Genomic DNA, 24,283 nt, shown 5'->3' with positions numbered 1-24,283 from the left:
AACGCGGTGCGTGGCGGTTGCGGTCGAACGCCGATGCCTTCTGAGCTCGGGATCCGCCCCTGTCGCGCGGGGGCGGGTCCCCACTGGGTGAACTGCCTCCGCGCTCAGCGGCGGCGCGGCGGCGCGGTGTGCAGCGGAAGTCCGAGGGCCGACATGGCGCCCTCCATGCCGATCTCCCCCAACGTCGGGTGGGCGTGGATCGTGTCGGCGAGCTCGTCGAGCGTGGCCTCCAGGCTGATCGCCAGGGTTCCCTCGGTGATCAGGTCGCTGGCGGAGGGGCCGATCACGTGCACCCCGAGGATCTCGCCGTGCTTGCTGCCGGCGACGATCTTCATGAAGCCCTCCTCGTCGCCGGTGGTCTTGGACCGGCCCAGCGCGGCGAACGGGAAGCGGCTGGTGACGACGTCGTGCCCCGCCTCCTTCGCCGCCGCCTCGGTGAGCCCGACACTGGCGATCTCGGGATGGGTGAAGGTGGCCGCCGGGACCACTCCGTAGTCGATGTGGGACTCGTGCCCGGCGATGGTGTCCGCGGCGACCACGCCCTGGTGGGAGGCGACGTGGGCGAGCAGCGCCTTGCCGGTGAGGTCCCCGATCGCGTGAAGGTGCTCGACGTTGGTCCGCATCTTCTCGTCGACCTGCACGAAACCGCGCTCGTCCGTGGCGACGCCGGTGGCTTCGAGGTCGAGCGCGGCGGTGTTGGGCTTGCGGCCGACTCCCATGAGCACGACGTCCACGTCGAGCTGCTGCTCCTTGGAGCCGTCCACCCGCACCCGCAGCGCTCCGTCGGTCTGCTCGATCGCGGAGACGGTCGACTCGGTGAGCACGCGGACGCCGCTCTTGCTCATGGAACGGCCGAGCGCCTTGCCGACCTCGGCGTCCTCGATCGGCACCAGGCTGGGGGCCATCTCCACGACGGTGACCTCGCTGCCGAAGGCCGCGAACATGCTCGCCCACTCGGCTCCGACGGCGCTGCCTCCGATCACGGCGATGCGCCCCGGCACCTCGTCGAGACCGAAGGCCCCGTCGGAAGTGATCACACCGGGAAGGTCTCCCCCGGGTATCGGCAGGCGGACGGGCGTCGACCCGGTCGCCAGAATCACGTCCCGTCCGGTCACCCTTTCCACCGGTTGCCCCCCGGCCGGGTCGGCGGCGTAACGCGGCCCGCCCTCGCCCAGCGGGGATTCCCCGGTCGGGTAGACGTCCACGCTCGTCGGCCCGGTGAAACGGGCGTGCCCGTCGATGACGGTCACCCCGTTGGCCTTGAGCAGACCGGCCACGCCGTCCGTGAGGTTCTTGACGACCCCGTCCTTGCGGCGCGCCACCGCACCGAAGTCCAGCGCCACGTTCTCCGCGCGGACCCCGAAGTCCTCGGAGTGCAGCACGGTCTCGTACACCTCGGCGGAGCGCAGCATCGCCTTGGTCGGGATGCAGCCCCAGTTCAGGCACACGCCACCGGCTTTTTCCTTCTCCACCAGGCCGACCGAAAGGCCACGCTGGGCGGCACGGATCGCCGCGACGTAGCCACCGGGGCCGCCGCCTACCACGAGTAGGTCGAATTCCTGCACTTCGCTGTGCTCCTTTGTTCTCGCACCCGCCGAAAGCGTCGAGCTGTCGCGTTCCGAGTGTCGTGACCGCGACCACGGTCGCGCCATGCCGCCACGCCCAGAGTTGACCCTCAGTGGCTGTGCACTACGCACATTTTCCCCACCATTCCGTGACATAGCGGTGAACAATGAACACGGAAAGTAAACCTACTAGCAGTAACCCGGAAATCGCGCCGGCAAAAACAGCACCGTCAACCAACCCAGCGTCAAAAATTCGAGAAATTACCGATCAACACGGTTGACGAGCTCCGGGGCGGATGTTCAACCGGCAACGGCGAAGCCCGACCGCGGGGCGCTGCTCAGCTGTCGGCACGCATCCTCAACGCCGACAGGGCGAGGGAGAGCGCGACGTAGGAGTCCCGTCCGTGCAGCGGCTTCCCGATCAGCGTCGTGATCCTGTGCAGTCGGTTGAGCACCGTGTTGCGGTGGCAGTGGAGCCGCACGGCCGCGTTGGCCGTCGAGCAGTTCTCCTCCAGCCAGGCGGACAGGGTCTCCAACAGCATGTCGCGTTCCTTCGGCTGCAGCGCCAGCACCTGCCCCAGCTGCTCGTCCAGCAACCGCTGGGCCAGATCGGGGGACTGCACCAGCAACGCCTCGGGATAACGCTGCCCCAGCGAGACGAGCTCGGTCGCTCCCCGTGGCGAGGTCCCCAGGGCCGTGACGGCCAGCTCGTGCCCCAGCCCCACCTCGGCCAAACCACGCACCACGGGTGAGACGCCCGCCCGTCCGCGGACCAACTGGCGCAGGGCCCCCAGCGCGGTGGACTCCTCGTGCTGCTCCAGCGCTATCAACCCCACGAAGGTGTCCGCGCGCACCTGCCAGACCGACCGGATGTGCAGAGCGGCCAGCGCCGCCTGCTGCCCACGCAGCGCGAAGCTGCCGTCGGCGATCATCTCCGCCACCACGACGACGTAGGGCCCGGAAGTGGGCAGATCCAGCTCCTTGGCGGTACGTTGCGCGAACGCCGTGTCCCGCGCCCTCCCGCCGAGCAGGTCCTCCACGAGAGCGTGCCTTCGTTGGTCGTCGCTGCGCAGTTGTTCCAGCTCGGTGTTGCGGTAGGAGGTGGACAGCGCCGAGGACAGGGCGTCTATGACGGTCCACATCGCCGTCGCGGCACCGAGCACGGCGTCCGGATCCACCTGATCGGCGTGCGCCTGCTCGACCAGGGCCTCCCAGACTATGCGCCCACCGATCCGGAAGGTCCGTAACATCACCTCGAGCGGAACTCCCTGCTCGGCGCGGCGTCTTCCGATCGCCGCGGCCACGCTGTCGTCCTCGCTGCGCGGAACGCGTCCGCTGAGCACGTGCAGCACACGGGCGAGGTAGTTGGCACACCCCTCCCACAGGTCCTCCCTGGGAACCGGACGGTAGTCGGTCCACTCCGGGTTGTCGGTGAAGATCGCCCCCATGAGCCGTTGTGCCAGCTCGGGCACGTCGTCGAGCCTTGCCTGCGCGAGTGAACGCGTGATCTGTTCGGTGGGCCCGTCGGGGTTTTTGTGGGTGAACGCCCCGTGGACATCACCTGCGAAGGGATCAGCCACCACGCCTCCAGACGATACTCCCCGGGTGCCCGCGGGACAGGCACCGCGAACCGTGTTCGCGACAGTTCGCCCACGGTTTCGTGGGCGACGAACGGCAGGCCGCACCGCGCGCGATGCGCGCCCCGTCGTGTTCACCGACAATTCGGGGCCCGGCCCTTGCACAGGGGCCCTCCGGTGACACGAACGCGTGTGATCGCCCCCAGCACCGCGACGATCGGGAGTTCGATGGCCGTATCCGAATCAGCATCCCGCGGGCGCAGACCCCAGCTTCCGGAGGAAGTGGCGGTGCACATCCGCGAACAGATCATCACCGGGCAGGTGCTCGACGGGGAGTACCTGCGGCTGGATCAGCTCGCCGAGGACCTGGGAATCAGCGTAACGCCGGTACGCGAGGCACTGATCACCCTCGCCGCGGAGGGGTTCGTCGAGCTCGAACCACGCCAGGGCTTCGCCGTGGCCTCGCCGAACCGGCGCGATCTGATGGACATCTTCGAGCTGCAGGCCCTGATCGCGGGCCGGTTGGCCCGCCGGTGCGCGGGCGAGCTCACCTCCGGGGAACTCGAGCAGCTGCGCACGGTGCAGCAGGACCTGTCCCGGGCGCACGAGCTCGACGAACGGACACGGGCGGCCGAGCTGCTCAACCGCTTCCACCGTGAGCTGGGGGACGCCGCCCACGCCGGGAAGCTCGCCTGGTTCTTCGAACTGACCAGGCGCTACGCACCACGCGAGCAGGCACTGGCCGCGGCGGGCTGGACGGATGCCTGCGCACGGGACCATTCGGCCGTGCTCACCGCCTTGGCGGAGGGGGACGGCGACGCCGCCGAGAGGCGGATGCACGAACACCTGCGCGGTCTGGGCGAACTGCTGATCGCCTATCTCGACGAGCGGGACGCGTGGGCCGCGGAGCGCTGAGAACGGGTCCACGTCGTCGTGTAACGATTCGGAAGCGATATTCGACACCCGGAGTGCGGTGATCTTGTCGCCTCGGGAGCGGAGCGTCACCGCACACGCTTCTCGGCACGGCGCATACGGGGGATCGAAGATGCACGTCAGTTCTCGTCAGGTGATCGCCTCCATAACCGGCACCGTTCTGATGGTCGTGCTGACCGTCGTGCTGGCCACCTGGTTTCCCGCCGAGCAGGGGACCCCTGCCGACGGCGGAGCGACGGTGCTGAGGTTGTCCGAGAACTGAGCGGCCCGCCCCGGCGCTCGTTCGGCCGCCCCTCCTCGTCCGTCGTGGCGAGGACCGGCCGACACCTTCCGCTCCGAAAGCTCCTGTGGCTCGCCGAGCGTAGTCGAGTTCACCCACGCGAGCGAACAACGCGAACTCCATCGCGGGCATGATGGTGGCGAACAGCTGCCACAGTGCAGCCCCCACCCCCGCCGGGGTGATATGACCCACCCCGGCGGATTTCACGATCGTGTGAGTAGGGGAAACTGACCGAAACGCCCGTGCGCGAGCAACCGCTCGCGCGAACCCGACCGTCGAAGGTGTAACAGGCCGATGCCCAAGACAACCAATCCGATGGCGAAGCGCAGCGGGGCTTCGACCAACATCATCCTCACCGCGATCGTGCTGGTCGTAGCGGTGGCAGTCATCGGTGGCGTCGTGTTCTTCGGAGGCGGCAACTCCAACTCCAACGGCTCGGACAGGGTCGCTGCCTCCGTGCTGAGCCCCGAGGGGAGCAACAAGGTGCTCGACGCGGGTGAGGGCGCTCCCACCCTGGTCGAGTTCGCCGACTACCAGTGCCCCAGCTGCCACTCCTACTACCAGAGCGTGAACACCAAGATCGAGCAGGAGTACGAGGGCAAGATCAACTTCGTGGTGCGGAACTTCCCGCTGGACATGCACCCCTTGGCCGAACCCGCGGCGCGAGCCACCGAGGCGGCCGCCATGCAGGGCGAGTTCGAGCAGATGTATCACAAGGTGTTCGACAACTACTCCTCCTGGGCCGCTGCCTCCGGCGGGCAGAACGTGAGCAGCGACGAGCAACGCGCCCAGGAGCAGTTCACCGAGTTCGCCGAGCAGATCGGCCTGGACGTGGAGAAGTTCCGCGAGGACATGCAGTCCGACCAGGTGCAGCAGAGCATCGACAAGGACAGGGCCGACGGCCAGGAGGCCGGGGTCTCGGCGACGCCCACCTACTTCCTGAACGGCGAGCAGGTCGAGTTCGAGCGCGGAGGCGACCCGGCGCAGCACCTGCGTGAGGAACTGGACGGAGCCCTGGCCAAGTGACAGCGACAGCCGAAACGACTCAGCACGAGGGTCCCGGGAGCCCGACTGAGCACTCCGATCCTCCGCTTTTCGGGCGCGGACTGGGCTGGCTCTACCTGATCGGGGGCGGCATCGGCTTCATCGCCGCTTTCGCCCTCAGCGTCGAGGAGTACCTGAGCCTGCTCAACCCCGACTACGTGACCAGCTGCAGCATCAACCCGGTGGTCTCGTGCGGCTCGGTGATGGAAAGCGATCAGGCCACGGCGTTCGGGTTCCCCAATCCCCTGATCGGAGTAGCCGCCTTCGCGATCGTGACCACGACCGGTGTCGCGATGCTGTCCGGTTTCCGGCCGCCGCGCTGGTACTGGATCGGCATGCAGCTGGGGACGCTCTTCGGGGTCGTCTTCGTGCACTGGTTGATCTGGCAGAGCCTCTACGAGATCCACGCACTGTGCCCGTACTGCATGGTGGTGTGGGTGGTGACCATAGCGATGTTCTGGTACACCACGCTGCACAACCTGGAAAGAAGGCACCTCCCCGTCGGGCCGGTCAGACCGCTGGTGCTGGGCGTGGCCCGAGTTCACACCGTGGTGCTGGTGCTGTGGTACCTGGTCATCATCGGCCTGATCCTGGAGGCGTTCTGGGCCTACTGGAGCACCCTGGTCTGACCCGCGGGAGGTGACGGACCCGCGGGCACGGGAGTTACCGGTCCCCGAACCCCGCACAACCGGAAAAAGCACGGTCTCAGCCGCCTGGCCCGCGATGACGAACATCCGTTTGCAATGCTTCGTTCTCGGGTACCAGGCGGCTATGAGCGTTCAGTTCCGTTCACGGTCTCTGCCCGAGCCGTGGCACAAGGCGTCCTCCCCACGATCACACCCCCGAGATATTGGACGGTCTCGTCCCTCTGATTCGATGTGCGGTGGTCTCGCATGAGGTTGGAACGAGGAGTCCGCGTGTCAGCATCCCATCCGGATCGCCACCAGGCATCTGTGGAAAGTTCCGCACCGAACCCGGAAGCACCGAGCACGAACGGAGATCCGCACGTGGTCGAAGTGCGGGTCGTGGCCGATCCCGAACAACTCCCCGTCATGCGCGCCGTGGTCGGTGACCTGGCCATGCGTGCCGATTTCGACGTCGACACCATCGCCGACCTGCGACTGGCCGTGGACGAGGCATGTTCCTCGCTGGTCCGCATCGCCGCCGAGCAGAGTCAGCTGGTGGGACGTTTCCGCGCCGAGAACGACGTGCTGGAGTTCACCGCCGAGGTGAACAGCCCGGATGCCTCCGGGCCGCGCAAGAACACGTTCAGCTGGCGTGTGCTGAGCGCGTTGTCGGACAACGTGGCATCCTCGGTCCAGGAATCGGAAGAGCACGCTGACGGGCACGTCGTGCGTATACAGCTGAGCAAGGGACGGATGGTCCACGAGTGACGCAGGCGGACTCCGAGCACGCCTACCGAGGTCAGAACTATGAGGAACTGGCCCCGTTATTCGTCGAGTTCGCGGGGTTGGACAAAACGGATCGGCGCCACGCCGAGCTGCGGGACAGGTTGGTGACCGAACACCTGCCCATCGCACAGCACATAGCGCGGAGGTTCAGCAACAGGGGTGAGGCTCAGGAGGACCTCATCCAGGTGGCCACCCTCGGGCTGATCAACGCCGTGGACCGATTCGACCCGCAACGGGGTGTCGATTTCCTCTCCTACGCCGTTCCCACCATCATGGGCGAGGTGCGGCGGCATTTCCGGGACACGGGCTGGACGGTACGAGTACCACGACGCCTGCAGGAAAGGCATCTGTCCATTTCCTCGGCGATCTCCACGCTCTCGCAGAACCTGGGCAGAGCCCCCACTCCCAGTGAGATCGCCGGACATCTCGGTATCAGCAGGGACGAGGTCCACCAGGGCCTGGAGGCGGGCAACGCCTACCGGAGCAGTTCCCTCGACGAACTGCTCAGCGACACCGACGAAATACCGCTCGGCGACGCCATCGGCTCCTCCGACACCGAGCTGGACGAGGTGGAGAACCGCGCCGCGATCCGCCCCCTGCTCGAGGAGCTCGGCGAGAGGGAACGGCGCATCCTGGTGCTGCGCTTCTTCAAGTCGATGACACAGACCCAGATCGCCGAGCAGATCGGTATCTCCCAGATGCACGTTTCACGCCTGCTCGCGCGCACCTTGAGCTGGCTGCGGGAGCGTATAGAGGTGGACGTGCCTCCCGAACCCGTGAAGGACTGACCGGTGTTCTCCGTTCCTCCTCGGCGTGGGTGGTCGCTGAGCGGAACCTCCCGCGGGCTCGTGAGCGGGCGCTCCGACGCCGGGTAGCCGCCCCGGCGCGACCGGCGCCCCAACCGGGAGACATCAGTGAGACCCCGCCGGGGTTCGGAAGAACCCGCTCGTGCGGGGCGTTCCACGACCGCGGGGCCGCTCGGACTGAGCGGCCCCGTTTCGCGTCCCGGTCCCGGCATGCCTCGTCGCCTCGCTCCACGCGGCGGTACGGGTGGGGAACCTCCCGCCCGTCTCGAGAACGGGTGGCCGACCGAGCAGCCCTGTTCGCGTCCCGTGGTCCGATCCCGGGGGTATTCGGTTGGAAAGTTGCCGGGGAACCGGCGTCGGGGGGAGCGCGGTCCCCCGGCAACGACTCGCCGTGGGCGTCAGCCGAGGCTCAGGCCTCGCTGCTGCAACCACGGAATCGGGTTGAGCTCCTGCGCCCCGGGGCCGACGCGGACCTCGAAGTGCAGGTGCGGCCCGGTCGACTGCCCGCGGCTGCCAACGGTCGCGACCTGCTGTCCGGCCTCCACTCGCTGGCCGACGCTGACCTGCGAGCTGTGGATGTGGCCGTAGACGGTGACCTCGCCGTTGTCGTGCTGCACACGGACCCACATACCGAATCCGCTGGCGGGACCGGAACTGATCACGGTACCCGCTTGCGGAGCGTAGATCGGCGTTCCCGTGTCGGCTCCGACGTCGATACCGGCGTGCGCACCACCGCGGGTGTGGAAGCCCGAGGTGAGGAACCCTTCCTCGACCAGCTTGTTCGGCGTGGGATCAGGTGCCTCGGCCGCCTTCGGAGCGGCCTTGGCCTTCGGCTGTTCCTCCTGCTTGTCCGCCTTGTTCTGCTGGTCGGCCTGGCGGGCGAGTTCCTTCTTCTTCGCGGCCTGCTGCTGGACGGCCTTTTCCTGTTCCGCCTTGCGCTCCGCCTCGGCCTGCTTCGCCTTCTCGGCGGCACGCTGCTGGCGCACCTGCTTGCTCTTGTCCAGGTTCTGCTTCTCCCCGTCGTCGCCGTTCGACTCGCCGCTGGGGAGCTTCACGGACTCGGGGGATTCGGGGGTGCCGTTGACGGCCGCGCTCAGGGGACGTTGTTCCGCCACCGGAGCGACATCACGGTTCTTCGATCCTCCGCCGTCCTCGTTCGTCACCGCGACCAGCGGAGATCCGACCGCGACGAAAGCTCCCGCGGCGACCACGCCGGCAAGAATCTTGTTGCGGGCGGGGTTGTTCCCGGAACTCGAAAACGAATTGCGAAGGGATTCGGGGATACGTGACTTGAGGGTGGAGAACTTGTTGCGACCGCCCTCGTCATGCTTGTCGGCCATGCTCGCCTTTCCGTCTCGGGGAGGTTCGGACACATCCCGTCGGGGGTCGGGTGCACTCCTCGGGGGTCGAAGTGCGTCGTGACCGAACCGTGACGTACCGGCTGCAACGTAGCTTTATGTATCCAAGGCTTCAAGCTCTCACCCTTTAGATGCAGAGCAGAAGCACATATGCCACGCATGCAAGCACTCTATGTGTTCATAAGCGGGTTGCACTCCGATAACACTGCAACCAAACGCCTACTTGGCTCACCACGCCTCCGGCTGCGACACGGGGCGGCGCGGGCCGATCCGGGGGGACCACGGGATCCGTGATCTGTTTTCTCGACGAAGTTCCTGGTAAAGCCACGAGAAAGAAGTGGCGAAGATCCACGTTGTCGACTCATTCCGGATCAAGAACCTCCGGAATCGTGATCTCGAGGAGATCGCGAAAAGCGGCAATGTAGCCCACCGGATAAATGATCGAATGAACACATCGAGGGTCACGTTAAAGCAAACAAGCCGCCAAAGTGATGTCCGACACGCGAATGCGATGTCCACCCCGGTGAAACGACGCGTGACGCCGCACGGCGCCCGGGGCGTCACAGTATGCGAAAAGGTGTCCTTCTCCGGGAGAGCTCGTTCCCCACCGCCCACCGCGCCGGAGAACCCCGCACCGGACCGAGAGCGGAGGCGAAATATCCGGTACACGACCACTCGTTGGAGTGAGGAAACGGGACAGGCGTTGCGGCGTGCCGCCCCGGCCGCGAACATCGACTGTCGTTGCCCGGTTTCGTCGCTGTCGGGAGGGTGCCGGTGTCCGAGGAGGACGCTCGACCGACGGGGAGCGGCTCCGGTCGTCCTGGGATCAACGTTCGTCAGCTGTGGACCGGAGGGGCGGCCACGGCTCTCGTCGCGCTGCTGATCGCCCTGGTAGGGCTGGTGATCGCTCGCGGAGTCCTTCGGATCCCCGTGCTCGGACCGTCGCGCTACGGCACGCTCGGTGACGTCAGTACGCTCTGGATGTGTTTGCTCGCGGCCGTGGCGGCACTGCTCGCGACCGGGCTGATGCATCTGCTGCTGCTGAGCACACCGCGACCGACGACCTTCTTCGGCTGGATAGTCGCCCTCGCGACGATCGCGGTGGCCGTGCGACCGTTCACCACCACGGCGACGCTGGAAACACAAATCGCCACGTGCGTGTTGAACGTGTTGATCGGACTCGCGATAGGAACGCTGATCAGCGGAGTGGCCGCGAGCGCGGCTCGTCGCCCCTGAAGCGGGCGCCGCAGCGGCGGGACGAATGCTTCCCCGTCCCGTCCGGAGCCGGTCTTTCTCCCGCGGCCACTCGTGAACCGCTGTAAGCGGCTGTCAGCTCCCCTCGGTGCGCATCGGGCTCGCCGCCGTACGCCACTGCACTGTGGGACGCATGGCAGCGAGGTCGACGCGGTCCTTGAACTGCTCGGCCACGCCGAACAGGGAGTTGATCAGGGTGTTGGACAGCAGGTGCGGGTCGAGGCCGAGATCGACCAGACCGGTGTGCACGACGTTGTAGTAGTGCTGGTCCTGCTCCACACGCGGGTTTTCGAGGTACTCCACCTCAACGGTGCCGTGGTAGTTGTTGGCCACCGTCTTGGCGATCTCCTCCACCGAGAAGCTCTCGGTCATCTGGTTGAACACGCGGAACTCACCCGGATCGGCGGGGTTCTCCGCGGCCAGCCTGATGCACTCGACGGTGTCCCTGATGTCGATGACGCCGCGCGTCTGACCACCGGTTCCGTACACCGTCAGCGGATGGCCGAGGACGGCCTGGATCACGAACCGGTTGAGCACGGTGCCGAAGATGGCGTCGTAGTCGAACCGGGTCGCCAGCCTCGGGTCCCGGGCCGTCTGCGGAGTCTCCTGCCCGTAGACGACTCCCTGGTTCAGGTCGGTCGCGCGCAGGCCCCAGATACGGCAGGCGAACTCGATGTTGTGGCTGTCGTGCACCTTGCTGAGGTGGTAGAAGGAGCCCGGCTTCTTCGGATACAGCATCCGGTCGGTGCGCCCCTTGTGGGTGACCTCCAGCCAGCCTTCTTCGATGTCGATGTTGGGGGTGCCGTACTCACCCATCGTGCCGAGCTTGACCAAGTGGATGCTCGGATCGACTTCCTCGATCGCGAACAGCACGTTGAGGTTGCCGATCACGTTGTTGTGCTGGGTGTAGACCGCGTGCTTGCGGTCGATCATGGAGTAGGGAGCGGCACGCTGCTCGGCGAAATGCACGATGGTGTCGGGACGGAAGTCCCTGATCATCTCGACGGTGAAGTCCGCGTCGACGAGATCACCGTAGTACATCTTGATGTCCTGGCCGGAAACCTCCCGCCAGGCATCGACCCGCACCTGCAGCGGTTCGACCGGAACCAGACTACGCACGCCCATCTCGTGGTCGTAGGCCCTACGGGCGAAGTTGTCTACTACGGCCACCTCGTGACCGCAGTCGGACAGATGCAGAGCGGTCGGCCAACCAAGGTAGCCGTCCCCACCGAGGACGAGGATTCGCACGCCTTCTTCTCCTCTATACAATGCTGGCTTCCGCGATGCCGTTCGGCACGACACCGTGTCCACCACCTGCCAAGGTCCGTTTCCGAGACACCCTGCCTGCGGGTATCCACAGAATGTAATTCACCGGGCACGACATGCGTGACTGAAAACCCGTCTCACACGATCGTGTCCGATGTGAAAGGCTAACTGTCGCCCTGTGACAGCCAACCTCACCTCCACGAATGGCATGCTCTCATCCGACGGGCAGGTGGCGAAGCCGTCTCCGTACATTCGTGGAGTCCACTTCGACACCCCGTTCTTCCCGGAGGAAGGGAGCACACCGTGGCCGCCACCTCGGGGCCGGAAGCACAACAGCCCACCGGAGGCGCACGTCGCTACTGGCGGCTGCTCCGCCGTTTCACCGGAGCATCCGCAGTAGCGACAGTCAGTAGTCAGCTCGTGTTCCTGCTTTCCTACTCGCTCAGCTCCATGCCGATCCTGGCCACGGTGCTGGGCTGGTTGGCAGGAGCCGTTCCCAACTTCCTGCTGAACCGGCGAACATGGGGCAGCAGGGGGCGCAGTGGGCTGCGTGGCGAACTCGCCCGATTCATCCCTGTCTCGGTGGCCACCGTGCTGATCGCCGGAACCGCCGCCAACTACGCCGAAACTCTCGCCCTGCATCTGTTCGCCGAATCCGCGACCCCCCGTGTCGCACTGGTCTGGGGGGCCTATCTGGGGACCTATCTGTTGATGTTCGTGGTCAAGTTCTTCCTGATGGACCGGGTGGTCTTCCCTAGTCACCGGCGGCACGAGCCGGCTCGTTGACCTGCTCGTCGGAAGAGGCCGACCCGGCCGAAGCCTGCATCACGCGCCGGGCCCTGCGCTCCCGCATCCAGGTGCCGAGCACCACCTTGGTGTAGCGGTACCCGTAGAGCACGTTGTTGCCCTTCTTGCTGAATCCCGCCACTCGCTGCCGCATGGTCATGGCACGCTCCCGAACGCGGTAACCGCGTGCCAACACCCCGACCAGCAGCTCCGAGGACTGGTACTGCTGCTGCTCCAGGCACACCGAGTTGGGGACCTCGACGCGCATGGCGCGGAACCCGAACGAGGTGTCCGTGATGCGCTGGCCGGTCATGACGCTGACGAGCCACGCGAACACATAAGTGCCCATGCGGCGCAGTAACTGGGGGTTCTCGCTGCTGCCCAAACGCCGCGACCCGGTCACGAAGTCGGCCTCGTCGTCGACGAGCGGGCGCAGCAGGCTGGGGAGCTCCTCGATCTCGTACTGCCCGTCGGCGTCCGTGGTCACCACGTAGCGCGCCCCGCGCTCGGCCGCCAACCGGTAGCCGAGCCGCAACGCGGCTCCCTGCCCCCGGTTCTTCGGAGCCGTGCAGGTGTAGGCACCGTGACGTGCCGCCGCCTCGGCCGTGGCGTCGGTGGCACCGTCCACCACGACCAGGGTGTCCACGTTCAGACCGCAGCTCGTCTCGGGCATCCCGTCCAGCACGGAGGGAATGGCGTCCTGCTCGTTGTAGGCGGCGATCAGCACGACTACCGGGGCGAACCGGTGATCGCCGTAGCGAGTGGCGTAATCGGCCAACGCGTCCTGGTCGACCTCGTCCGGAAAGGTCGTCGACATCTCATGCTCCTTCAGGCCGTGATCTCGGCTACCGGTTCGTCGCGGAACCCTTGGTGTCGGCTCGGCGGCCGGTTATGGCTGTGATTCCCAGTGCCCCGGCCAGGGGCAGTAACAGCAGTCCGGGAAGTTGGTATCGCCAGGAGAACTCCATGGCCGCCGCTGTGAGGAGTGCGGCAGAAGCCAGCCCTCCCGAGAGCAGGCACACCGCTCTGAGCCCGCTCCGGCCGGCTCGTCCCACCCCCAGAATCGCCGCGATGGCAACGAGCAACGCCAACCCGAGGACGGTGCCGGGAGTATATCCCCCGCCCTGCTGGTAGGCGCGCAGAAATCCCGCGGCTCGGTCGTTGACCGAGTAACTGCCGTTGTCGTAGTACTCGAGCCACCCGTTCAGGGACCACTCGGAGAAGTAGAGCGGGTACTCCGTCTGGAAATGCCATCTCGACAGTGGGACGTCCCCCGGCGACTGGGTGCGCATGGGGGCGAACCCCTTGAGGAAGTCCTTGGTCACACCTCCGAAGACGTCCAGGGGCTGGTTGCGCAGCACCTTGAACGCCAGCGAGTGTTGCGCGGCCGAGTAGCTCGTGTCCTCCGGCAGCTCATCGGCATCCACCTGGTTGTGGAAAAAGTGGATGTAGTAGTCGATCCCGTTGCGCTTGCGCTCGGCCACCGGCTCCTTCGGGCACACGACCCGCTGCGCCTTGGTGAGGTGCAGCTCGTCGCACTTGGCCACCATCGCCGTGCGGCCGAACACGACACTGCCCGTCGAGCCACCGAGTGCGGGAACTCCTGTCCAGAGCATGTGGTAACCCGCGTACCCGACCAGCACGAGCACGAAACCACCCACGAGAGCGCCTCCGGCACGCAACCGACGTCTCCAGCCGTCCCGCGGCCGCAGCCCGGCGGCCAGCAGCACGAACACGGCCGCCGGGACGACGAGGGTGATCCCCACCAGGCGAACCAGCACCGAGGTCGCCAGCACGCACCCGGCGACGAGCGCGAGCCGTGGCCCCGGAGTGCCCCACCAGGTCAGCAGGATGAGCACGGTCAGCAACAACAGCTGGAACAGCAGGTCGGACATGATCATGTGCTCGACCTGGAGCTGGTACGCGTCGAGCAGGACCGGGGCGACCGCCAGCGCGGCCAGCCAACGCCTGCACCCCAGCCGCAGCAGGAGGGAGTACCCGGCCACGGCCATGGCGAGCCCGAGCAGGTGCTGGACCAGTACGACGACCCCGAGGTCACCGAACAGCAGCACCGGTCCGAGCAGCAGGAGCTCGTAGCCGATCGGGTTGATGTTGCCGGGGTAGAACACCCCGAGATCCCTCAGGTACCGGGTGGAGTCGATGTACAGCAGCGCGGGCTGGTAGGCGACCTCCACGACGATACGCAGCAACACCCCGGCCAGCAGGAACAGCGCCAGTAACCAGTGCCGCCGGACCGCACGCAACAGCCGGTGGGTCATGTCGCCGCTGGGACACTGCCGTCGGCGACGTGGCGGAAATCGTCCCAAACCGTACGCAGCCCCTCGGCGAACCGCACACTCGGCTGGTAGTCGAGCTCGCGCTTGGCCTTCTCGACCTCGACGATCACGGCGGGCATCTCGCCGTTCTTCGCGGGGACGTGCGTCACGGGGAGCTCCTTGCCGGTGACGGCGCGTACCGACTCGATCAGTTCCAGCACCGAGACGGAACTTCCGGAGCCGATGACGGCCGTACCGCTGTACTGCTTGTCCCATGAGGCGACGATGGCTCGGACCACGTCGTCGAGATGCACGAAATCACGGCTCTGCGAGCCGTCCCCGTAGACCTCCACGCCTTCGTCCGCCAGTGCGGCACGCATGAGGCGCGGCACGAAACTGTCCTTGTGCCCCATGCCGGGCCCGTAGATGTTGGTGAAGCGCAGCGCCGTCGTGGCGATGCCGTAGGCCCCGGTGTAGCCGGACAACAGCATCTCGCAGGCGGCCTTGGTCGCCCCGTACGGTGTCAGCGGTCGCAACGGCAGCCGTTCGGAGATCGTGCCGTACCCGATGTCGCCGACCACGGCGTTGGTGGAGGCGAGCACGAAACGCGTGAGGCCGCGCTGGCGTGCCAATTCCAGCAACCCCTGGGTGACCTCCACGTTCTCGGCAAAGGTCTCGGTCGGCTTGTCCACCGAACGCAACACGGAAGTGATGGCGGCCAGGTGGATGATCCCGGCGCTTCCCTCGGTGACGGCGGCGTCCCGAACCTCGGGGTCTGTCAGGTCGCCCGGGACGTGACTGACCAGGTGACGGTGTTCCTCCGGAATCTCGGGCTCGACCCGGTCGACGACCGTCACGGGGTTGCCGCGGTTCGCGAAGGCCCGGACGACGGCTCTGCCGACAAAGCCCGATCCACCGGTCACCACGACCCGCTCTGCACCGACTCCCGGTTCACCTGATTTCGCTGCGGACTGCACAAAGCTGCTTGGCACGCATATGACTCTAACCGTTCCTGTATTCGTCGTGTGCGAGCCCGTCGGAAACCGATCCCCCGAACGAATTAGCCGGACAGCCGGGGGTAAACACAGAGTTTCACTCGTCGGTGTAAAACCGGGCAAGTCCGGCGAGTCCGGAGGCGAACACCTCCGTGACGAAGACCCGGTCCAGCTCGGCCTCCTGATCCGCATCGGTGTCGTAGCAGGCCGACCACTCCGCGAAGGTCGCACCGGTGGCCGTGACCGGTGCCAACCGCACGGCCGCCCGGTAGGTCCGGACCTGGAACGGCCCTTCCAGCATCTCGTAGCCGTACCCACGGCTGATCGAGTCGAACGCTGTCAACCGCTCACGGATCGGCGACCCGTCGCTCAACCACAGCCTCCTGACCACCCCGACCTCGGTCGGGGCTCCCCCCTCCAGCTCGAGCGCGGTCACGGCGGGATGCCACTCGGCGAGGCCGGCGAAGTCCCCGAAGCGCTGCCAGACGCGGTCCACGGGGGCGGGGATGACCGCGCTCGCGTAGGACTCTGCCATCGGACTCCTCCACAACATTTCCGAAACGGAATCCGCACGCCCGACACGCCCGGGGAGCGGGAGACGCCGGTCAACTGCCCGGCCGCCCGGTTCCGCGCAGGAAGGCCTCGGTCCGAGCGACCACCGCCTGCTCGGTGGGCAACCGTTCCATGCTGCTCGCGCCGTAGAAACCGTGGCAGCGCCGCGTCCGTGACAGCACGTAACCGGCGTCCTCGGGATCGCTTATCGGTCCTCCGTGGCACAGCACCAGAACGTCGTCCCGGATCTCGGCAGCCGCCGCGGCCCACTCGTCTATCAGCCGGACGCAGTCGTCGAGGCTCCTGGCTGTTTCGGCCCCGATGGCCCCTCCCGTGGTGAGCCCCATGTGGCACACGAGGACATCGGCTCCGGCCTCGGTCATGGCCCTGGCATCTTCGGCCGAGAAAACGTAGGGAGTGGTGAGCAGGTCCGCTTCGTTGGCGGCACGGATCAGTTCCACCTCCAGCTCGTAACTCATCCCGGTCTCTTCCAGGTTCTGCCGGAAAGTCCCGTCTATGAGTCCGACCGTGGGAAAGTTCTGCACACCGGCGAATCCCAGTTCGCGGAGCTCGGACAGAAATCTGTCCCGCATCATGAAGGGATCGGTCCCGTTCACTCCGGCGAGAACGGGGGTCTCCCGCACCACCGGGATCACCTCGCGGGCCATTTCCACGACCGTGTCGTTGGCGTTTCCGTACGCGAGCAATCCCGCGAGCGAGCCGCGGCCTGCCATGCGGTAACGACCGGAGTTGTAGATCACGATGAGGTCGATCCCACCGGACTCCTCGCACTTGGCCGAGAGCCCGGTTCCGGCCCCGCCGCCGATGATCGGCAACCCCCGGGCGGCCTTTTCCCGGAGTCGCCGCATTATGCGTGACCGGTCGTTCGGTTTCCCCACATCACCCGGGGTCGTACCGTCTTCGGTCACTCTCCCACCACCTCGGAAAAAGCGGTCAACAGTTCGCGCACGAACTCCGGATCGTTGATGTTGTGAGGCAACCGAACGAGACGACGCTTTTCGTCCTGCACGACGTGACGGCGCAGGGTCTCGAAGAGAGCGGCGTCCGCCTCGGGATCGTGAAAAGGGCTTCCCGGGGCGTCCAGCAGGGAGACCCCGCCCTCGGGAAGCAGAAAACGAACCGGGGCGACGAACGTGTTGATCTTCTCCGCGATGAACAGGCCGATGCGCTCACACTCCTCCGGGGTGGTTCGCATCAGGGTCACCTGGGGATTGTGCTCGTAAAGGTTCCGGTCGGCGTACTTCTCCGGGACCGTTCTCCGCGCCCCGAAATTCACCATGTCCAGCGCGCCGCACGAGCCGACGTAGGGAACACCGCTGCGCGCCAGGCAATCGAAACGCTCCTGCCCTGCGCTCATCACGCCGCCCGCGACGAGATCGCACACCTCCGTGGTGGTGATGTCCAGCACAGCCCGCAGCAGCCCGTCTTCCGCCAGTTTCTCCATCGCGCGACCTCCCGTACCGGTCGCGTGGAAGACCAGGGGGTCGTACTCGTTCTCCAGCTCGGACACGACGCCGGAAACGCAGGCCGTGGTGACGCCGAACATGGAAAGGGCGACAGCGGGCTTGTCCTCCGCGCCGGAGGCCCTCCCGGCCGCGACAGCGCCGTGGAGTCCGTTGGCCGCGTTGGCGAGCACTCGGCGCGAGATCCGGTTCAGCCCCGCCATATCGGTGACCGAGGGCAGCAGGGTGATGTCGCTCGCGTCGACGTAACCGGAGACGTCGCCCGACACGACGGTGGAGACCATGAACTTGGGGACGCCGACCGGCAGGGAACGCATGGCCCGGGTGATCATCGCCGTGGCTCCGGACCCGCCGAGCCCGAGGACCCCGGCCACGTCCGCACGGGAGTTCAGGAACTCCTCGAACGCCTCGGCCATCCCGGAGACCGCCGAACCGCGCTCCCCGGTGAAAACCGCCCCACTTCCGCGCGGGTGGTGCGCGGCCACCGACTCGGCGGAGACGGCAACAGCAGCCGTCGCGGTGTCGTGGGTGCTCAGGTCCACGGTCACCACCGAGGAACCGTTCTCCCGGAGCAGGCAGGCGACGTGGTCGAGCTCGGCTCGCTTGGTGTCGAAGGTCCCGACGACGTAAACGCTGGCCACATCACGCCCCGCGGTCGAACAGTGATCATGCGTGTCGCACTCTACTGGTCCGCTCGGGCGCGGGACAGCCCTCGGCCGGAATTCACCTCACTCGTTCGCCTGATCGTGCACAGGACGCCGCGGGAGGCGTCCGGAGGGGCACCACAGACGACGAAGGCCCCGCCGGGCACCGGCGGGGCCTTCGTCCCTGGGGGCTCAGTGGCCCTTCCCCCGGCCCTTGACCTTGTTGACGACCCGATCGATCTTTTCCTTGTTCTTGGGGTCCTGGGCATAGCGCTTGGCCTGTTCGACCGCACGCCTGCCCTGCGGCCCCTTGGCGAAGTCGGCCACCTTCTTGAAGATCGACATGCCAGCTCCTGCCGTCGAATCGGATTCCTCCCCGCCCAGAGTACCCGCTACGGAACAGCGGGAGACCAGCATCACAAGACCGTGTGCGCCCACCGGGTCACCCGGTGGAATCATCGTGCCGGGGCTCGCGAACCCGCGGGCGCACCGGCTCGCGCAGCCGGGAGGCGCCCGACCGTTCGGCACGGGCCCCGGACGGGAACTCATCGATGCCCCCGCCGTGCCGGGGGCGGGTGTGGTGTTTCGGCGCCGCCACACCGGAACACCGCCCGAGCAGTCGCCAGGAGCGAACGGAGAACTTCGATCAGCCGAGCACTCCCCGCACCGAGGCGTTCCCCTTCAGCAGGTTCCTGGCCAGGGTGCGGCGCTGGATCTCGTCGGTTCCCTCGAAGATGCGCAGCAGCCGCAGGTCGCGGTACCAGCGCTCGATGGGCAGTTCCCGGGTGTAGCCCATCCCGCCGTGGATCTGCATCACCCGATCGACGATCTCGTTGGCGCGCACCCCTCCGTGGAGCTTGGCGATGGACTGCGCGTGACGGGAGTCCAGCCCCTGATCGGCTTGCCAGGCGGCCTGGAGCACCAACCAGCGCAGGGACTCGATGTCCACGGCCGAATCCGCGAGCATCCACTGGATGGCCTGCCTGTCGGCGATGGGCGCACCGAAGGTCTTCCTCGACCGCGAGTACTCGGTCGCCATCTCCACCATGCGCTCGCAACCACCGAGCGCACGCGCGGGCAGCAGGTACCGCCCCCGGCCGATCCACTGCATGGCCAGCGAGAACCCGCCCCCGACCTCACCGAGCACGTTCTCCTCGGGGACCCGGACCCCCTCGAAGGTCAGCGCGGCAGGCTGCCGGTCCCACTCGCCCATGATGTCGATGGGCTCCGATGTCCACCCCATGTCCCTGTCCACGAGGAAGCACGTCACACCGCCGTCGGCCCCCTTCTCCCTGTCGGTCACGGCGAAGACCATCGCGAAGTCCGCGTCGATACCGCCGGTGATGAAGGTCTTCTCACCGTCGATGACCCACTCCGACCCCTCCTTCCGAGCGGTCGTGCGGATGTTCTTCGCGTCCGAACCCGCGTCGGGCTCCGTTATCGCGAAGCAGGACTTGCGGGTGCCCTCGATGGTGGGCAGCAGATAGCGCTGCTTCTGCCGCTCGTCCCCGTGGTAGAGGATGTTGTCCGCACTGCCTCCGAAACTGAACGGCACGAAGGTGCGTCCCAGTTCGACCTCGGTCAGGGCGGTCAGCACGGCCGACAGCCCCATGCCTCCGTATTCCTCGGGCGTCTGCACGCCCCAGAACCCCGCCTGGCGGGCCTTGTCACGCAGCTGCTCGGTCTCCTCCTTGGTCAGACCGCGCTCTCCCCTGCGCTCCCTGTCGAGTACCTGCTGCTCCAGCGGCATCAGCTCGCGCTGGACGAAGTTGCGCACCCAGTCGCGGATGTCGCGCTCGGTGTCCGACAACGAGAAATCGACCATGACAATTCCTTTTCCCGGAAAGAAGTTCTAGCCTGTCAACGAGTGGAGGAGGGCTTCGCGGGCACTGAAGAACTCATGGCGGAACTCTGCTCGGCCGAGCCGGGTGACCGCCCGCGTGGTCGGCGCTTCGGGAGCGCCGGAAGGCACCCCGAACAGCGGCGAGCCACGTGCCCTGCCGCCTCGTGGCGCATCCGGGGCACGCACCCCGAGCCACTCGCTCCGCGTGGGCTGAGCACCCGAGCCGGACGAGCCCCTGTCAGAAGTTCCAAGTGACGCGGCGCCCGGGACGGTGCACCACCCCGGTGCACCGTCGGAAAACCGGAAAACGACTCAGCCGAGCTTGCGACCACCGTCGACGTACAGCGTCTGCCCGGTGATGAACGAGGACTTGTCGCTGGTCAGGAAGGACACCGCGTTGGCGATGTCCTCCGGTTGACCGACCCGTCGGACCGGGGTTTCGCCTGCCGCCCCGGCCTTGAGGTCCTCGAAGTCCATGCCGAGCCGCTGTGCCGTGTCCGCGGTCATGTCCGAGACGATGAACCCCGGTGCGATCGCGTTGACGTTGATCCCGAACGGTCCGAGCTCGATCGCCAGGGTCTTGGTGAATCCCTGGATGCCCGCCTTCGCCGTCGAGTAGTTGGCCTGACCGCGGTTCCCGAGAGCGGAGACGCTGGACAGGTTCACGATCTTTCCCCAGCGCTCGGGCACCATTCGTTTCTGGGCCGCCCTGCTGCACAGGAAGGCTCCACGCAGGTGGACTCCCATGACCGCGTCCCAGTCCTGCTCCGACATCTTGAACAGCATGTTGTCCTTGGTGACTCCCGCGTTGTTCACGAGAACCCCGACCGTGCCGAGCTGCTCGGAGACGCGTTCGAAGGCCCGCTCGACGGAGTCGGAGTCGGTCACGTCCGCCCCCACGGCGAGTGCCCTGCCGCCGGAGGCCTCGATCCGCTCCACGGTGTCGGCGCAGGCGGATTCCTCGAGGTCCACCACGGCCACCGCCGCCCCGGAGGCGGCCAGGGTCTGGGCGATACCGGCGCCGATCCCCCTGGCTGCTCCGGTAACCACGGCCACCTTGTCACTCAGTTCCGAAGACACGTTCACTCCTCACTGTCGTTGGTTCGGCGCAGCTCCCCGATGATCCGGGTGCGCAACTCCCTTTTCAGGACCTTGTGGCTGGGGCCGAGCGGGAGCTCGGCCACGAAGCTCACTCGGCGCGGATACTTGTGCGCCGCCAGCCTGTGCGCGGCCCACTCGGTTATCCAATCGCCAACCGACTGGTCGGTATCCACCTTATCGGCGGGAACCACCACTGCACAGACCTCTTCACCACGCACTTCGTCCGGCAGACCGATAACCGCCACCTGATCCACGGCGGGGTGGTCGAGCAGCGTCTCCTCAACCTCGCGCGGATACACGTTGTACCCGTTGCGGATGATCAGGTCCTTCTTCCGGTCGACGATGGACAGGAATCCGTCCTCGTCCTTGCGCCCGATGTCGCCGGTCCGGAACCAGCCGTCGACCAGCACGGCCTCGGTCGCCTCCGGATCGTTGAGATAACCGGCGAACACGTTGTGCCCGCGCACCACCACCTCACCGGTCGCTCCGGCGCCGAGCAGCTCGATCCGCTCCGCGTCGGGGTCGGCCGTCTCCACTTCGATCCCCCAGAGCGGATGCCCGACGGTGCCCGCACGGGTCCCCAGCGCGGGCTGGTTCACCGTCGCCGTCGGCGAGGTCTCGGACAGCCCGTAGCCCTCCAGGATCCTGGTGTCGAAACGTTCGTTGAACCGTTCCAGCACCGGCACGGGAAGCGCCGCTCCCCCGGACACGCACAGGCGAAGGCTGGGCAGCTCCAGACCTTCCTCCGCCGCGTCGAGCAACCGGCCGTACATGGTCGGAACCCCGTTGAACTGGGTGATCTCGTGCTCACGAATAAGTTCCAGGGCCTGTGCCGGCTCGAACCTCGGCTGCAGGACCAGGGTGGCTCCGGCCCGGAACGTGGTGTTCATCGAGACCGTCTGCCCGAAGACGTGGAACAGCGGGAGGCAACCGAGCACCCGATCGCGCGGAGTGGTCTCGTTGGCGTCGAAGGCGTTGACCGTGGCGTTCATGACCATGTTGAGCTGGGTGAGCACGGCACCCTTGGGCTTCCCCGTGGTTCCGCTCGTATAGAAGATCACGGCCGGATCCCGCGGCCGCCTGGAGACGAAACCGCGCACGGGCTCCACCGAGCGGGCCAGCTCGTCGAGGCCGGGTTCGGGCTGCCCGTCCTCCCGAGGGCCGACGGTGACGAGCCGGACTCCCGCCAGGCGGGAACATCCGCGCGCCAGTTCGAGCTGACCGGTGTGCCCGACGATCAGCTCCGCCTCCGAGTCGGCCACCAGGTGTTCGGCTTCCTCCGGAACCAACAGCAGCGGAACCGGCACCACGACCGCTCCCAGGACCTGCACCGCGTAGTAGACACGTACGAAGTCGACCACGTTCGGGGCCACCAGAGCCACCCGCGATCCCTCGGTCACACCGAGTTCGCGCAGCACTGCCGCGTACCCGCGCACCTGTTCCCAGAGCTCGCCGTAACCGAAGCGCTCTCGCCCCTCGACGACGGCGGTTCGTTCGGGGGCGCGCTTGGCGGGTTCCGCGAGCAGCGAGGCCAGCGAGAGAGTGGAATGCGGACCTGCCGTGTTCTCGTCCGCGGAGTTCGGGCAAGGGCGTTTCTCGATCATCAGCGATCTCCTTCGCTCACCAGGAGCCGCTGCCGCGTGCGGCACGCACCGCTGCGGCCGACAGCTTAACTAACGTTGTTAGTTTTATGGGACCCTACAACGGAACCACGAATTTGACCAGGGAGACGTGCACGGGAAAGAACGGCGAGCACACCGGGCAGCGACGCGCGCCGCGGCGGGACCGTGATCCCGGGCGAGCGGAGCCCAGCACGTCGCCCGGGGCCCGATATGACACATTGAAGCCACGATCCGGCTTCCGCTCGCTCGCCGGTGAATCCCCGAAACGCTCCCGAGCACCGCGCGGCCGGGACCGAGCGGCCGACGCCGGGCACTCCCCGCACGGGCGCGAAAGCCGGACGAGCCGGACATCGAGATCCCGGAGGTAACAGTGCCCAGACCGAGCACTCCGCTGCTCTCGATGCCGCGCATCCGCGAACGCGCTCTGGAGATCATCGACGAGGCCGGCCTGGAAGCCCTGTCCATGCGGAAGCTCGCCGAACGCCTGGGGGTGCGGGCAGCCTCGCTGTACAACTACGTCCCCAACAAGGACGAACTGCTGCAGGACATCGCCAACTCGGTGATGGACGAGGTGGACGTCTCCGGGTTCGACACGGACTGGGTCACCGGACTGACGGTGTGGGCGCGCTCCTACCGGGCCGCACTTGCCGAGCACCCCAATCTGGTCCCGTTCCTCGCCTCCGGACCCGCGCGCAGGGAAGCGGCCCTGCGACGTGCCGACGCCGTGCACGGCGGCCTGATCAGCGCGGGATGGCCGCAACGGTACGCGACGATGATCGGGGCCTCGGTCAAATACCTGGTCATCGGAGGGGCCATGGGGTCCTTCGCGGGCGGTTTCCCCGCGGACGCGGAGCTGTACGAGGACCGCTTCCCCAACCTGGAACGGGCGCACCTGCTCCCGCGGCACGCCGCCGAGATCGACAGCGCCAGCTTCGAGCTGGCCCTGCAGGCGTTCGTGGAGGGCCTGCGCAGGCGCCACGCCGAACTCACGGGGGAAACCGAGGATTCCTGACGGGATCACACCGGGACTTCGTCGTCTCGGGTCGCGTGGCGGCGCGGGTGGCGGAACCTCCCGCGGGCTCCCGTCACGGGTGCCCCGGCACCGGACAGCGGTGATCTCCGCGCGCGGAACGCACGAACCCACGAATGCTCGGACGAGGATCACCCCTCGGTGTGCTTGACTCGGCCCCGGGGGCTACGTAGCGTCCTGCCCACAACCGAACAGTGCGCCGATGACGTCATGCGGGAGAGACTCCGCAAGCGGCTCGCGGCAACGCTGCCCGGCCACGGCAATGGCCTCAACGTGCACGCGGAGCGCCGAAGGAGCAATACTCCCCGATAAACTCTCAGGCCCAATCACCGCATGACAGCAGGCGATCACGGAGGAAAGCAGGGGCGGGAGCCCCTCGCCCACGGTGCAAGCCGCCCACGGTGCAAGCCACGACGCGGTGAAACTCTCAGGCCAATGACTCCGGGGAGACGCCT

At 67.0% G+C, this 24,283-nt stretch carries 23 protein-coding genes and 2 riboswitches; of the genes, 9 read left to right on the top strand and 14 right to left on the bottom strand.

The window, feature by feature from the left end; all coding sequences use genetic code 11:
* Positions 1–104: 104 nt before the first annotated feature.
* Both lpdA and FHR84_RS23165 read right to left on the bottom strand, forming a co-directional pair.
* Positions 105–1,565 carry a dihydrolipoyl dehydrogenase gene (gene lpdA / locus FHR84_RS06995; RefSeq protein WP_179534641.1) on the bottom strand — a complete coding sequence of 487 codons (1,461 nt, stop codon included), beginning with the start codon at positions 1,563–1,565 and terminating at the stop codon, positions 105–107.
* Positions 1,566–1,903: 338 nt separating this feature from the next.
* Positions 1,904–3,145: a PucR family transcriptional regulator gene (locus FHR84_RS23165; RefSeq protein WP_343075183.1), complete on the bottom strand. Its 1,242-nt coding sequence runs from the start codon at positions 3,143–3,145 to the stop codon at positions 1,904–1,906.
* 174 nt (positions 3,146–3,319) lie between these two features.
* Here FHR84_RS23165 and FHR84_RS06985 point away from each other — a divergent pair, with 174 nt between their 5' ends.
* The 6 genes from FHR84_RS06985 to FHR84_RS06960 all read left to right on the top strand — a co-directional run bounded on the left by FHR84_RS06985 (position 3,320) and on the right by FHR84_RS06960 (position 7,599).
* Entirely contained in the window at positions 3,320–4,057 is a 738-nt protein-coding gene (locus FHR84_RS06985; protein WP_343075182.1) for a GntR family transcriptional regulator, read from the top strand.
* Positions 4,058–4,187: 130 nt separating this feature from the next.
* Entirely contained in the window at positions 4,188–4,337 is a 150-nt protein-coding gene (locus FHR84_RS06980; RefSeq protein WP_179534443.1) for an archaellin/type IV pilin N-terminal domain-containing protein, read from the top strand.
* Between the two features lie 312 nt (positions 4,338–4,649).
* Positions 4,650–5,381 (top strand): DsbA family protein, encoded by a 732-nt coding sequence (locus FHR84_RS06975; RefSeq protein WP_179534639.1) that lies wholly within the window; start codon positions 4,650–4,652, stop codon positions 5,379–5,381.
* Entirely contained in the window at positions 5,378–6,028 is a 651-nt protein-coding gene (locus FHR84_RS06970; RefSeq protein WP_179534638.1) for a vitamin K epoxide reductase family protein, read from the top strand. The genes FHR84_RS06975 and FHR84_RS06970 overlap by 4 nt, the downstream gene beginning before the upstream one ends.
* Positions 6,029–6,316: 288 nt before the next feature.
* Complete coding sequence (locus FHR84_RS22805) at positions 6,317–6,793, top strand: ATP-binding protein (protein ID WP_343075181.1); 477 nt, start codon at positions 6,317–6,319, stop codon at positions 6,791–6,793.
* Positions 6,790–7,599 (top strand): SigB/SigF/SigG family RNA polymerase sigma factor, encoded by an 810-nt coding sequence (locus tag FHR84_RS06960; protein WP_179534637.1) that lies wholly within the window; start codon positions 6,790–6,792, stop codon positions 7,597–7,599. The genes FHR84_RS22805 and FHR84_RS06960 overlap by 4 nt, the downstream gene beginning before the upstream one ends.
* Positions 7,600–8,015: 416 nt before the next feature.
* On the opposite strand, the gene FHR84_RS06955 is transcribed toward FHR84_RS06960, so the two are convergent.
* Positions 8,016–8,957, bottom strand: coding sequence for a M23 family metallopeptidase (locus FHR84_RS06955; protein ID WP_179534636.1), 942 nt, complete (start codon positions 8,955–8,957; stop codon positions 8,016–8,018).
* Positions 8,958–9,749: 792 nt separating this feature from the next.
* Between FHR84_RS06955 and FHR84_RS06950 the strand changes: the two genes are divergently transcribed.
* A complete protein-coding gene (locus FHR84_RS06950; RefSeq protein ID WP_343075180.1) occupies positions 9,750–10,211 on the top strand; it encodes a DUF6069 family protein in 462 nt (153 codons plus the stop codon).
* Positions 10,212–10,304: 93 nt separating this feature from the next.
* Here FHR84_RS06950 and FHR84_RS06945 read toward each other — a convergent pair whose 3' ends face one another.
* Positions 10,305–11,477 carry an NAD-dependent epimerase/dehydratase family protein gene (locus FHR84_RS06945; protein WP_179534635.1) on the bottom strand — a complete coding sequence of 391 codons (1,173 nt, stop codon included), beginning with the start codon at positions 11,475–11,477 and terminating at the stop codon, positions 10,305–10,307.
* A gap of 321 nt (positions 11,478–11,798) precedes the next feature.
* Here FHR84_RS06945 and FHR84_RS06940 point away from each other — a divergent pair, with 321 nt between their 5' ends.
* On the top strand, positions 11,799–12,281 hold the full coding sequence (locus FHR84_RS06940; RefSeq protein ID WP_343075179.1) for a GtrA family protein: 483 nt from the start codon (positions 11,799–11,801) through the stop codon (positions 12,279–12,281).
* Here the strand turns inward: FHR84_RS06940 and FHR84_RS21970 are convergent.
* From FHR84_RS21970 to FHR84_RS06895, 10 genes are all read right to left on the bottom strand, one after another.
* Positions 12,250–13,098 carry a glycosyltransferase family 2 protein gene (locus FHR84_RS21970; RefSeq protein WP_218862323.1) on the bottom strand — a complete coding sequence of 283 codons (849 nt, stop codon included), beginning with the start codon at positions 13,096–13,098 and terminating at the stop codon, positions 12,250–12,252. The genes FHR84_RS06940 and FHR84_RS21970 overlap by 32 nt on opposite strands.
* Positions 13,099–13,126: 28 nt before the next feature.
* A complete protein-coding gene (locus FHR84_RS21965; protein ID WP_218862322.1) occupies positions 13,127–14,560 on the bottom strand; it encodes a hypothetical protein in 1,434 nt (477 codons plus the stop codon).
* Positions 14,557–15,483 carry an NAD-dependent epimerase/dehydratase family protein gene (locus FHR84_RS06930; RefSeq protein WP_179534896.1) on the bottom strand — a complete coding sequence of 309 codons (927 nt, stop codon included), beginning with the start codon at positions 15,481–15,483 and terminating at the stop codon, positions 14,557–14,559. The genes FHR84_RS21965 and FHR84_RS06930 overlap by 4 nt, the downstream gene beginning before the upstream one ends.
* A 166-nt stretch (positions 15,484–15,649) precedes the next feature.
* A complete protein-coding gene (locus FHR84_RS06925; RefSeq protein ID WP_179534634.1) occupies positions 15,650–16,087 on the bottom strand; it encodes an SRPBCC family protein in 438 nt (145 codons plus the stop codon).
* Positions 16,088–16,157: 70 nt separating this feature from the next.
* Entirely contained in the window at positions 16,158–16,973 is an 816-nt protein-coding gene (locus FHR84_RS06920) for a phosphoenolpyruvate hydrolase family protein (RefSeq protein ID WP_179534895.1), read from the bottom strand.
* Between the two features lie 56 nt (positions 16,974–17,029).
* Positions 17,030–18,229 carry a Tm-1-like ATP-binding domain-containing protein gene (locus FHR84_RS06915; protein WP_179534633.1) on the bottom strand — a complete coding sequence of 400 codons (1,200 nt, stop codon included), beginning with the start codon at positions 18,227–18,229 and terminating at the stop codon, positions 17,030–17,032.
* Between the two features lie 195 nt (positions 18,230–18,424).
* Positions 18,425–18,577: a hypothetical protein gene (locus tag FHR84_RS06910; protein ID WP_179534632.1), complete on the bottom strand. Its 153-nt coding sequence runs from the start codon at positions 18,575–18,577 to the stop codon at positions 18,425–18,427.
* Between the two features lie 301 nt (positions 18,578–18,878).
* Positions 18,879–20,057 carry an acyl-CoA dehydrogenase family protein gene (locus tag FHR84_RS06905; protein WP_179534631.1) on the bottom strand — a complete coding sequence of 393 codons (1,179 nt, stop codon included), beginning with the start codon at positions 20,055–20,057 and terminating at the stop codon, positions 18,879–18,881.
* A 330-nt stretch (positions 20,058–20,387) separates the two neighbouring features.
* Entirely contained in the window at positions 20,388–21,161 is a 774-nt protein-coding gene (gene fabG / locus FHR84_RS06900; protein WP_179534630.1) for a 3-oxoacyl-ACP reductase FabG, read from the bottom strand.
* A complete protein-coding gene (locus tag FHR84_RS06895; RefSeq protein ID WP_179534629.1) occupies positions 21,158–22,780 on the bottom strand; it encodes a long-chain-fatty-acid--CoA ligase in 1,623 nt (540 codons plus the stop codon). The genes fabG and FHR84_RS06895 overlap by 4 nt, the downstream gene beginning before the upstream one ends.
* A gap of 388 nt (positions 22,781–23,168) precedes the next feature.
* On the opposite strand from FHR84_RS06895, the gene FHR84_RS06890 reads away from it, so the two are divergent.
* Entirely contained in the window at positions 23,169–23,810 is a 642-nt protein-coding gene (locus tag FHR84_RS06890; protein WP_179534628.1) for a TetR family transcriptional regulator, read from the top strand.
* A gap of 221 nt (positions 23,811–24,031) precedes the next feature.
* Positions 24,032–24,170: riboswitch (glycine riboswitch) on the top strand.
* Positions 24,171–24,280, top strand: a riboswitch (glycine riboswitch).
* Positions 24,281–24,283: the final 3 nt, after the last annotated feature.

Origin of the sequence: Actinopolyspora biskrensis, assembly GCF_013408175.1 — a bacterium.
Lineage (GTDB): Bacteria > Actinomycetota > Actinomycetes > Mycobacteriales > Pseudonocardiaceae > Actinopolyspora > Actinopolyspora biskrensis.
This window is presented reverse-complemented; position numbering and strand designations above follow the sequence as displayed.